This is a genomic window from Streptomyces aurantiaciflavus, assembly GCF_049808595.1.
Lineage (GTDB): Bacteria > Actinomycetota > Actinomycetes > Streptomycetales > Streptomycetaceae > Streptomyces.
Genome location: NZ_JBNCAQ010000002.1, coordinates 260418 through 271389, shown reverse-complemented (window position 1 = coordinate 271389; position 10972 = coordinate 260418). Strand labels below are relative to the sequence as shown.

Sequence of the window (10972 nt, the reverse complement as noted above, 5' to 3'; positions counted from 1 at the left end):
CGACCGTGGCGAACCTGACTTCCAAGCCCCGCGGCTCCGGCTCGCCCACCCGGCGCGCCCTGAGCGCGGCGGCCCGGGCGGCGGCCAAGCGTGCGGAGCGCGCCGAGCGGATCAACGAGAACGAGGTGGACGAGGGGAAGGAGCCACGGCGGGCCGAGGACCAGACGTCCGGACGCACCGTGCTCATCGAACCGCCGGACGGCTGGGACGACCCGCCGGAGCCGCGACCGGACTCCGCCGAGGACGACGACGTGCTGCCGGCCCGCCCCGGGCGGGGCCGCAGGGTGCTGACGGCGTCCCTCGCGCTGCTCCTCGTGGCAGGCCTGGTCGCGGTGGCCGTCCTCGGGTGGCAGTTCCGCGAGGGACGGGCCACTGAGCAGGCCCGCGAGCAGGCGCTCGCGGCGGCGCGTGAGGCGGCGCCCGTCGTGCTGTCGTACGACCACCGCCACCTGGACCGCGACTTCGCCCGGGCGCGCGCCCTGCTGACCGGGAAGTTCCGCGACGAGTACGCCAGGACGACGAAGGCGGTGGTGGGGCCGACCGCCGAGAAGTACGACGGGGTGGTGAAGGCGACGGTGGTGGAACCGCCCGACGGTGGCGCCCCGGCGGCCTCCGTGGTGTCGGCCTCGCCGGACCGGGTCGTCGTGCTGCTCTTCGTCAACCAGGTCACCGAGAGCACTCAGGTCACGGGGTCCCGCGTGGATCTGAACCGGGTGCGGATGACGATGTCCCGTACCTCCGCCGGCTGGAAGGTGAGCGCCGTCGACGCTCTCTGACCTGATCCCCGGCAGAGCCCCCGCGTGAGACCGCGCGGGGGCTCTTTCTGTTCCCGGCTCTTGACAGCCGTTCCCCACGAGCGGCATTCTTCCATTATTCAGAAACAGAATTCCACGATACGAAATACATCCAGGAAGGGAGCGCCGGTCCCCATGGGATGCGCAGAGCAGCGTTTCACCGTCAACCTGTCAATCCTCTTCACGGAACTCCCGCTCCTGGAGCGCCCCGCGGCCGCCGCCGCGGCCGGTTTCACCGCGGTCGAGCTGTGGTGGCCCTGGGTCGACAGCCCCACCCCCGAGCGGTCCGAGCTCGACGCGCTGAAGCGGGCGATCGAGGACGCGGGCGTCCGGCTCACGGGCCTGAACCTCTACGCCGGCCGGCTCCCGGGCCCGGACCGCGGCGCCCTGTCGATCCCTGGCGAGGAGTCGGAGAGGTTCCGCGCCAACATCGACGTGGCCGCCGCCCTCGCCGAGGCCCTCGGCTGCGGCGCGCTCAACGCGCTGTACGGCAACCGCGTCGACGGCGTGGACCCGGCCGAGCAGGACGCGCTGGCGCTGGAGAACCTGGTGCTCGCGGCACGGGCCGCCGACCGGATCGGCGCGGTCCTGCTGATCGAGGCCCTGAACCGGCCCGAGTCGCCGCTGTACCCGCTGGTGAGCGCCCCCGCCGCCGTCGCCGTCGTCGACGAGGTCAACCGGGCGACCGGGCTCGGCAACGCCAGGTTCCTGATGGACCTCTACCACCTGTCCATGAACGGCGAGGACCTGCCGTCGGTGATCGAGCGGTACGCCGACCGGACCGGCCACGTCCAGATCGCCGACACCCCCGGCCGCGGCGCCCCCGGCACGGGCACGCTCCCCCTGGCGGACCTCCTCGACCAGGTGCGGAAGGCCGGTTACGAGGGCCGGGTCGGGCTGGAGTACAAGCCGGGCGACCGTCCGGGCACGGAGGCCTTCGACTGGCTGCCGCGCGAGGCACGCGGATCGCACTGACCCAGCGGAAGCAGTTCGCAACCTCCTGACGTCGCACCGCAGCAGAGAGGCACCCCATGAGCAACCAGCTCCCCAGGATCGCCTGGATAGGCCTCGGCATCATGGGCTCCCCCATGTCCGAGAACCTGATCAAGGCGGGCTACGACGTCACGGGCTTCACCCTGGAGCAGGAGAAGCTGGACCGCCTGGCCGCCGCCGGCGGCACCGCGGCCGGATCCGTCGCCGAGGCCGTCCGGGACGCCGACGTCGTGATCACGATGGTGCCCGCCTCCCCGCATGTCGAGGCCGTCGCGTACGGTCCCGACGGCGTCCTGGAGAACGCGAGGCCCGGCGCGCTGCTGATCGACATGTCCTCGATCACCCCGCAGACCTCGATCGACCTGGCGCGGGCGGCGCGGGACAAGGGCATCCGCGTGCTGGACGCGCCCGTGTCCGGGGGCGAGGCCGGTGCCGTCGAGGCCGTGCTGTCCATCATGGTCGGCGGCGAGCAGGCCGACTTCGACGCCGCGGGGCCGGTCTTCGAGGCGCTCGGCAGGACCGTCGTGCTGTGCGGTCCGCACGGCTCGGGGCAGACCGTGAAGGCCGCCAACCAGCTGATCGTCGCCGTCAATATCCAGGCGTGCGCCGAGGCCGTGGTCTTCCTGGAGAAGTCGGGCGTGGACCTGGGGGCGGCACTGGAGGTCCTGAACGGCGGGCTCGCCGGCTCGACCGTGCTGACGCGGAAGAAGGACAACTTCCTCAACCGGGACTTCGAGCCGGGCTTCCGGATCGACCTGCACCACAAGGACCTGGGCATCGTCACCGACGCCGCCCGTGGTGTCGGCGCGGCCCTGCCGGTCGGTGCCGTCGTGGCGCAGCTCGTCGCGAGCCTGCGGGAACAGGGCGACGGTGGCCTGGACCACTCCGCGCTGCTGCGGGCCGTGGAGCGCCTCTCCGGCGTCCGGGTCTGATCCCGGTTTCCGGGCCGTCCCGGCGCCGGCGTCCGTCCCGTCGCGCCCAGGCGCCACCGCGGACCGGAAAGAGTCCCTGACCATCGCTCCGACACCAGACCCCGTCCGGCGGCGCGAACGTCCTGTCGCGCCCAGCCTCGCGCCGCCGGACGGTCCCACCCGCCCCGCGCTCCCCCGCCCGGTCGATCCCGGCGAGGGAGCGCGAAGGCGTTGTCCCCCGGCCGGGGCGGTCGGTGCAAAGCGAACGGCGGGAGACGCAGGACGGGTACGTCAACCTCAAATCAACCTCTGAACATGGTTCAGGAGGCTTCAACAGACGCTGGGCATGGGCACATTGTGGTCACGCGGGGCCCGCCGGCACGGGGGTGGCGGGCTCCGCCCCAGGGGGTGTGCCATGAGCGAAGACTCAGCGATCCAGCTCCAGCCGCACGAGATCGCGCTGCTGCGGGGCGGCCCCCGCGCCGCCGTCACGGTGGCCGCGGTGGGCCTTCACCTGCGGGGTGTGGTGCAAGCCGGCCTGCCCGGGACGATGAGGACGGCGGAGGCGGTCCCCGCGGACGCGATCCCGGGACAGGCCCCGTCCCCCCTCCCGCCGCTGGAGAAGACGGTGCACGAGTCCCTCCGGAAGCCCTGCGGGTTGCGGCAGTTGGTGAAACGGTCGGACGTCCGCCTGGCGGTGGCCCTGATGCGTGTCCCCTTGGCGGAGGCCGGCCTGCTGCGCTATCCGCTGCTCGGTCCGACCCGAGCCGCCCGCCGCCGGGTACGGGCCCTGCAGGAGCTGCACGCCCGGCCCGCGGGACGGCACGGCCTGACGGACCACGACAAGCTGCTCGCCGTGGCGCTGCACGGCGAGGCGGCCCTGCGCGTGCTCGTGCCGCGCTTCGCCCTGCGGGCGGGGCTGCTCGCCCGGGCCGAGGTGGTGGACAAGGGCTTCCACGCGCGGTCCCCGCGGGGCGGGGGTACGGGCGGGGTGTCGTACTCCTGCGGCAGCGGGGGCGGCGGCTCGGACTGAGGCATGTGGAAGGGGCGGCCCATCCCCCCGGCTGGGCCGCCCCTTCTCCCTTACGCACGCGGCGCGTCAGACCTTCAGCGCCCTGATCGACGTCGGCGCGTGCCCCGGCTCCGTCGCGATCTCCTCGAACTCCACGACGTCGCCGATGTCGTTGGTCGTGGACATGGAGATGTTGGTGACGCGCTCCAGGATCGCCTCCACGACGACCGGCACCTGGAACGCGGCGGCGAGCTTCCTGGCCTGTTCGAAGGCGGCGCCCAGTTCGTTCGGGTCGGTCACGCGGATCGCCTTGCAGCCGAGGCCCTCGACGACCTTGACGTGGTCGACGCCGTAGACGCCCAGCTCGGGCGAGTTGATGTTCTCGAACTCCAGGTTGACCTGGAAGTCGATGTCGAAGGCGCGCTGTGCCTGGCGGATGAGGCCCAGGTAGGAGTTGTTGACGAGGACGTGGACGTACGGGATCTTGTGCTGCGCCCCGACCGCCAGCTCCTCGATCATGAACTGGAAGTCGTAGTCCCCGGACAGCGCGACCACCGGCGTCTCCGGGTCGGCCGTGGCCACCCCCAGCGCGGCCGGGACGGTCCAGCCGAGGGGGCCGGCCTGGCCGCAGTTGATCCAGTGGCGCGGCCGGTAGACGTGCAGCATCTGGGCGCCGGCGATCTGTGAGAGGCCGATGGTGGTGACGTAGCGGGTCTCGGGGCCGAAGGCCTTGTTCATCTCCTCGTAGACGCGCTGCGGCTTGATCGGGACGTCGTCGAAGTGCGTACGGCGCTGGAGCGTGGCCTTCCGCTCCTGCGCGGCGGCCGCCCAGGCGGAGCGGTCGGGCAGCCCGCCGGCCGCCTTCACCTCCCGTGCGGCGTCCACGAAGAGCTCCAGTGCGGCCTTCGCGTCGGAGGCGATGCCGTAGTCGGGGGCGAAGATCCTGCCGATCTGGGTGGGCTCGATGTCGACGTGGACGAACGTCCGCCCGGCCGTGTAGACGTCGAGCCTGCCGGTGTGGCGGTTGGCCCAGCGGTTGCCGATGCCGAGGACGAAGTCGGACTCCAGGAAGGTCGCGTTGCCGTAGCGGTGCGAGGTCTGCAGGCCCACCATGCCGGCGTTCAGCTCGTGGTCGTCGGGGAGGACGCCCCAGCCCATCAGGGTCGGCACCACCGGAACGCCGGTCAGCTCGGCGAACTCGACGAGGAGTTCGCAGGCGTCGGCGTTGACGACCCCGCCGCCCGCGACGATCAGCGGGCGCTCGGACGCGTTGAGCATGCCGATCGCCTTCTCGATCTGCGCACGGGTCGCGGCCGGCTTGTAGACGGGCAGCGGCTCGTAGGTGTCCGGGTCGAACTCGATCTCGGTGAGCTGCACGTCGACCGGCAGGTCGATGAGGACCGGGCCGGGGCGCCCGGAGCGCATGAGGTGGAAGGCCTGCTGGAAGACGCCGGGGACCTGCGCGGCCTCCAGCACCGTGACCGCCGCCTTCGTCACCGGCGCCGCGATCGCGGCGATGTCGACGGCCTGGAAGTCCTCCTTGTGGATCACGGCGGTCGGGGCCTGGCCCGTGATGCACAGGATCGGGATCGAGTCGCCGATGGCGGAGTACAGGCCCGTGATCATGTCGGTGCCGGCGGGGCCGGAGGTGCCGACGCAGACGCCGATGTTGCCCGGGTGGGCGCGGGTGTAGCCCTCGGCCATGTGCGAGGCGCCCTCCACGTGGCGGGCGAGGGTGTGGGTGATGCCGCCGGAGGCCTTCAGGGCCGCGTAGAAGGGGTTGATCGCCGCGCCGGGGACACCGAACGCGGCGGTGACCCCCTCACGCCTGAGGATCTCAACTGCCGCGCGGGCAGCGGTCATTCGAGCCATCGAGTACTCCTGCTTCGGCTGTCGGATCGGCTCTCCCGTCGCGCCCCGCGGTGAGCACTTCCGCGATCACTATTCCGTATCGCGGAAAATAAATTCTACTATCTGGAAGCAATGTAAGGGGATGGGTGAAGGCCGTCAAGAGACGGACAAGCGGGGGTTTTCGGAGGACGATGGGGGCCATGTCCGAGAGCGTCCCGGTGCGCTGCCCGGCCTGCCGGCGCGAGCGCGTCTACACCGCGCCCTCCTATCCCTGCGCCTGCGGCGCCACGGTCGCACCGCGCCTCGACCCGGGAACGGCCCCGAGGCCCGTCGCCCACCGGGCGTGGGAGGAGGAGTGGATCACCGTGCCCTGCCCGGCCTGCGGCCGCCACGACCGGTGGCCACGGCCCGAGCTGGGCTGCCCGTGCGGGACGGTCCTGCGGATCCCGGTGAGCGACGTCGCCGGCGCCCGCGGACAGGAGAGGACCTCCACGCCGAAGTCCCCGCCGACGGCACAGGAACCCGACCCGGCCCACATGGCACCCCCGGCACCGGCACCGTCCCCGCCCACCCCACCCCGCCGCCCCTTCCGCCCCGTCGCCGTCCGCACCGCCCGTGACGCCGTCACCACCGTGGCGCTCTACCTCCGGTGGCTAGGCCACCGGGACGTCCGCCGGGCCGACCAGCGCCCGACCTCCGGTATCGGGCTCTCCGCGCGCGGTCTGCTGGCACAGGTCGACCCCAGCGTGCACCCGGCCTCGCCGCGGGACGTGGAGTGTCTGTGGCTGACGGCCATGACGGACTCCACGGACTGCGTGTACTTCTCCCTCGCCGGCTACACCGCCGAGGCCCGCGCCCGCGCCGGCGCCCTCTCCGTCCCCCTCTTCGTCCTGGACCCGACGGGCACGCCCCGGCCGGTCAACGAGGCGGCCGGGGCCCTCGACGCCCGGGGCGGCGCCTGAAACCAGGCCCGCACCCCCGCGCCGGCGCTACGCGCCGTACGCCTCCCGCAGCTCCACCTTCCGCACCTTCCCCGACACCGTCATCGGAAAGACCTCCAGCACCTGCAGCCGGCTGGGGATCTTGTAGTGGGCCAACCGCCCCTCGCAGTAGGCGCGGACCTCCTCCAGGGTGGGCGGTGCGGCCGGGTCGTGCGGGATCACGCAGGCCAGGACCTCCTCGCCGTAGGTCTCGTGCGGCACGCCGACGACCTGGACGTCCCTGATCTTGGGGTGGCCGTAGAGGAACTCCTCGATCTCGCGCGGGTAGATGTTCTCGCCGCCCCGGATGATCATGTCCTTGATGCGGCCGACGATCTCGACGTAGCCGTCCTCGCGCATCACGGCGAGGTCGCCGGTGTGCATCCAGCGGCCGGCGTCGACGGCCTCGGCGGTCTTCTCGGGTTCGTTCCAGTAGCCGAGCATCACGCTGTAGCCGCGCGTGCACAACTCGCCCGCCGTGCCGCGTGGTCGCGTCACGCCCGTCGCCGGGTCGACGATCTTCACCTCGATGTGCGGCAGCACGCGGCCTACCGTGCCCGTGCGGTGTTCCAGGTCGTCGTCACGGCGGGTCTGGGTGGAGACCGGTGAGGTCTCGGTCATGCCGTAGCAGATCGACACCTCGGCCATGTTCATCTCGGCGACCACCCGCTTCATCACCTCGACCGGGCAGGGCGAGCCCGCCATGATGCCGGTGCGCAGCGAGGAGAGGTCGTAGGTCGCGAACTCCGGGAGGTTCAGCTCCGCGATGAACATGGTCGGGACGCCGTAGAGCGAGGTGCACCGCTCCTGCTGTACGGCCTCCAGCGTCGCCTTCGGGTCGAAGGACGGGGCCGGGATGACCATGCAGGCGCCGTGCGAGGTCGCCGCCAGGTTGCCCATCACCATGCCGAAGCAGTGGTAGAAGGGCACCGGGATGCAGATGCGGTCCTGCTCGCTGTAGGCGATCGACTCACCCACGAAGTAGCCGTTGTTGAGGATGTTGTGGTGGGAGAGGGTGGCTCCCTTCGGGAAGCCCGTCGTCCCCGACGTGTACTGGATGTTGATCGGGTCGTCGCAGGACAGCTCGCGCCCCCGGGCCGCCAGTTCCTCCGTCCGGTCGGGGGTCGCGCGGGCGAGCAGCGCGTCCCAGCTCGGGTCGCCGAAGTAGACCGCCTCCCGCAACTGCGGGCACCTGCCCCGCACTTGCCCGACCATCTCCCGGTAGTCGCTCGTCTTGTGGCGGAGGGAGGCGAACAGCAGGGAGATCCCGGCCTGGCCGAGGACGTACTCGACCTCGTGCGTGCGGTACGCCGGGTTGATGTTCACCATGATCGCGCCGATGCGGGCGGTGGCGTACTGGACCAGCACCCACTCGGGGCAGTTGACCGCCCAGATGCCCACCCGGTCGCCCTTGGCGACGCCGCTCGCGAGCAGCGCGCACGCCAACCGGTCGACGTCGGCGGCGAATTCGGCGTACGTCCAGCGCCGCCCGGACGGCACGTCGACGAGCGCCTCGCGGTCCGGCCGAAGGGCGACGGCCCGGTCCAGGTTGGCGCCGATGGTGTCACCGAGCAGCGGCGTCCCGCTCGTCCCGTGCGTGTAGGAGTTCACCGGAAGTCCTCCTCGCGGTACTCGTCGGCCGACCCCGCCGCCGTCGCCTCGCGCAGCTCGATCCGGCGGATCTTGCCGGAGACGGTCTTGGGCAGCGGCGCGAACTCCAGACGCCGCACGCGCTTGTAGGGCGCGAGAACCTCGCGGGAGTGCTCGAACAGCACCTTCGCGGTGTCGGGCCCGGGCTCCCAGCCCTCGGCCAGGACGACGTACGCCTTGGGCACCGCCAGCCGCAGCTCGTCCGGGGCGGGGACGACGGCCGCCTCGGCGACGGCCTCGTGCTCCAGCAGCGCGCTCTCCAGCTCGAAGGGGCTGATCTTGTAGTCGGAGGCCTTGAAGACATCATCCGCGCGCCCGACATACACGACATATCCGTCTTCGTCGCGAGTGCCGATGTCACCCGTGCGGTAGTACCCGCCCGCCATCGCCTCCGCCGTACGGTCGGCGTCGCCGTGGTAGCCGGTCATCAGACCGACCGGCCGCGCCGACAGGTCCAGCGCGATCTCGCCCTCCGCGGCGCCGGGCGCGCCCGACACCGGGTCGAGCAGTTCCACGCGGTAGCCGGGGCTCGGTCGGCCCATGGAGCCGGTCTTCAGGGGCTGACCGGGGCTGTTGGCGATCTGCACGGCCGTCTCCGTCTGGCCGAAGCCGTCCCGGACAGTCACGGCCCAGGCGTGCCGTACCTGCTCGATGACCTCGGGGTTCAGGGGCTCCCCCGCGGCCACGGCCTCGCGCGGCGGGGTGCGCAGCTGGGTCAGGTCGGCCTGGATGAGCATGCGCCAGACGGTCGGCGGCGCGCAGAAGGTGGTCACGCCCGCGCGGTCCATCTCGGCCATCAGCCGGGCCGGGTCGAAGCGCGTGTAGTTGTGGAGGAAGACGGTCGCCTCGGCGTTCCAGGGGGCGAACAGGTTCGACCAGGCGTGCTTGGCCCAGCCCGGCGAGGAGATGTTGAGGTGCACGTCACCGGGCTTGAGGCCGATCCAGTACATGGTGGCGAGGTGCCCGATCGGATACGACACGTGCGTGTGCTCGACGAGCTTGGGGCGGGCCGTCGTCCCGGAGGTGAAGTACAGCATCAGCGGGTCGTCGGCGAGGGTCGGGCCGTCGGGCAGGAACTCGGCGGAGGCGGCGTACGCGTCCTCGTACGGCTGCCAGCCCTCCGGCAGGCCGCCGACGGCGATGCGCGTGTAGTCGCCGGGCACCTCGTCGAACTTGCCGGCGTCCTCGGCGCGGACGACGACGTGCCGCACCCGGCCGCGCTCGACGCGGTCGCGCAGGTCGGCGGGGCCGAGCAGCGGGGTGGCGGGGATGACGACGGCGCGCAGCTTCATCGCGGCCAGGGCGGTCTCCCACAGCTCGGCCTGGTTGCCGAGCATGACGAGGATCCGGTCCTCGGCCTCGACACCGCGCTCGCGCAGCAGGTTGGCGACCCGGTTGGACCGCTCGGCCAGTTCGGCGAAGGAGAGCCGGACCTCGGAGCCGTCCTCCTCGACGATGTGCAGGGCGGTGCGGTCGTTCCCGTCCGCGATGACGTCGAACCAGTCGAGGGCCCAGTTGAAGTGCTCGGGCCGGGGCCACTCGAAGCCCTCGTAGGCCGTGGCGTAGTCCTCGCGGTGTTCCAGCAGGAAGTCCCGCGCCCTGCGGAACTGCTCCGTCGCCGTCATCTGTCCTCCTGTGTGCCGGACCATTGCCGGGCGGCTCTCTGCCATCGTGTAATCCGTGATGCAGGTCTCACTACCCCCGAACGGGGGTGTGGGCCATGGTGAAGACCCCGAACGGGGGTCTGTGCCATCGGGAGAGGGCGGGCACATGGCAGCAGCGGACGCGGCCGGAGCGGTGGAGATGCGCGGTGCGCTGGCGCGGCTGCGGAGGGCGACGGGGCTGCCGGTCGCCTTCGGCGGGCTGGTGGAGCCGGGGCGGCAGCGGATGCGCATCAGCGAACTGAGCGGCGCCGCCACACCCGCGCTGCGCGGCCTCGCGGTGACCTCCGGCTACGGCCTCGGCGGCAAGGCGGTGGCGCTGGCCCGCCCGTGCGCCGTCGCCGACTACTCCCTCTCCCGTCAGATCAGCCACGAGTACGACGCGGCGGTCGCCGAGGAGGGCCTGCGCTCGGTCCTCGCGATCCCCGTCGTCGTACGCCGCCGGGTGCGCGGAGTGCTCTACGGCGCCCTGCGCACGGCCCAGCCGCTCGGTGACCGCACGCTGAACGCGGCCGTCGACGTGGCGCGGGACGTGGAGCAGACGCTGGTGGTGGGGGACGAGGCACGCGACCTGCTGTCCGCGGCGCGACCGGAGCCCGGCGCCGGATCGGCGGCCGGCTGGGAGCAGGTCCGTGAGGCCCACGCGGCCCTGCGCGCCCTCGCCCCGCGCATCACGGACCCCGCGCTGCGCGAAGAACTCCTCGACGCCTGCGGGCTGCTGACCGGGGGGACACCGGGGCAGGGGGTGATCCTGGCGCCGCGCGAGCTGGACGTCCTGACCTGCGTGGCGGCGGGCGCGACGAACGCGACGGCCGCCGAGCGGCTGGGTCTGCGCCCGGAGACGGTCAAGGGCTACCTCAGGTCGGCGATGCGGAAGCTGGGGGCCCACACACGCGGAGAGGCGGTGGTCGCGGCACGGAGGGCGGGGTTGCTGCCGTAGGGCTCGCGGCGTCTCGGTGAAGCGCTCGGATCCGGCCAGGGACAGCCCCTGACGACGACCGTCCATTCACCGGACACCTCGATGAATTTCCCTATGCCCCCGCTGTTATATCCCTCACCACGCCGTCCCTCCGAATTTCAATGGGACGTTGCCTAGAATTTGGCCCGGACACGACACACG

Annotated in this window: 9 protein-coding genes; 6 read left to right on the top strand and 3 right to left on the bottom strand. The window is 72.1% G+C overall.

The features are described from left to right. The first annotated feature begins 5 nt into the window (after positions 1-5). From ACPT94_RS02930 to ACPT94_RS02915, 4 genes are all read left to right on the top strand, one after another. Positions 6-776 carry a hypothetical protein gene (locus ACPT94_RS02930; RefSeq protein ID WP_425245006.1) on the top strand — a complete coding sequence of 257 codons (771 nt, stop codon included), beginning with the start codon at positions 6-8 and terminating at the stop codon, positions 774-776. A 153-nt stretch (positions 777-929) separates the two neighbouring features. After that, positions 930-1769 carry a TIM barrel protein gene (locus ACPT94_RS02925; RefSeq protein ID WP_425245005.1) on the top strand — a complete coding sequence of 280 codons (840 nt, stop codon included), beginning with the start codon at positions 930-932 and terminating at the stop codon, positions 1767-1769. Between the two features lie 56 nt (positions 1770-1825). After that, positions 1826-2719, top strand: a complete 894-nt coding sequence (locus ACPT94_RS02920; protein ID WP_425245004.1) for a 2-hydroxy-3-oxopropionate reductase — start codon at positions 1826-1828, stop codon at positions 2717-2719. A gap of 394 nt (positions 2720-3113) precedes the next feature. Beyond that, on the top strand, positions 3114-3731 hold the full coding sequence (locus ACPT94_RS02915) for a DUF2207 domain-containing protein (RefSeq protein WP_425245003.1): 618 nt from the start codon (positions 3114-3116) through the stop codon (positions 3729-3731). Positions 3732-3797: 66 nt separating this feature from the next. Here ACPT94_RS02915 and gcl read toward each other — a convergent pair whose 3' ends face one another. Continuing rightward, entirely contained in the window at positions 3798-5582 is a 1785-nt protein-coding gene (gene gcl / locus ACPT94_RS02910) for a glyoxylate carboligase (RefSeq protein ID WP_425245002.1), read from the bottom strand. Positions 5583-5761: 179 nt separating this feature from the next. Here gcl and ACPT94_RS02905 point away from each other — a divergent pair, with 179 nt between their 5' ends. Further along, entirely contained in the window at positions 5762-6523 is a 762-nt protein-coding gene (locus tag ACPT94_RS02905; protein WP_425245001.1) for a hypothetical protein, read from the top strand. Positions 6524-6550: 27 nt separating this feature from the next. Here the strand turns inward: ACPT94_RS02905 and ACPT94_RS02900 are convergent, their stop codons facing one another. Beyond that, complete coding sequence (locus tag ACPT94_RS02900; RefSeq protein ID WP_360330472.1) at positions 6551-8152, bottom strand: AMP-binding protein; 1602 nt, start codon at positions 8150-8152, stop codon at positions 6551-6553. Then, positions 8149-9816, bottom strand: coding sequence for an AMP-binding protein (locus ACPT94_RS02895; RefSeq protein ID WP_425245000.1), 1668 nt, complete (start codon positions 9814-9816; stop codon positions 8149-8151). The genes ACPT94_RS02900 and ACPT94_RS02895 overlap by 4 nt, the downstream gene beginning before the upstream one ends. Before the next feature lie 145 nt (positions 9817-9961). Here ACPT94_RS02895 and ACPT94_RS02890 point away from each other — a divergent pair, with 145 nt between their 5' ends. Further along, entirely contained in the window at positions 9962-10792 is an 831-nt protein-coding gene (locus ACPT94_RS02890) for a LuxR C-terminal-related transcriptional regulator (protein ID WP_425244999.1), read from the top strand. Positions 10793-10972 lie beyond the last annotated feature (180 nt).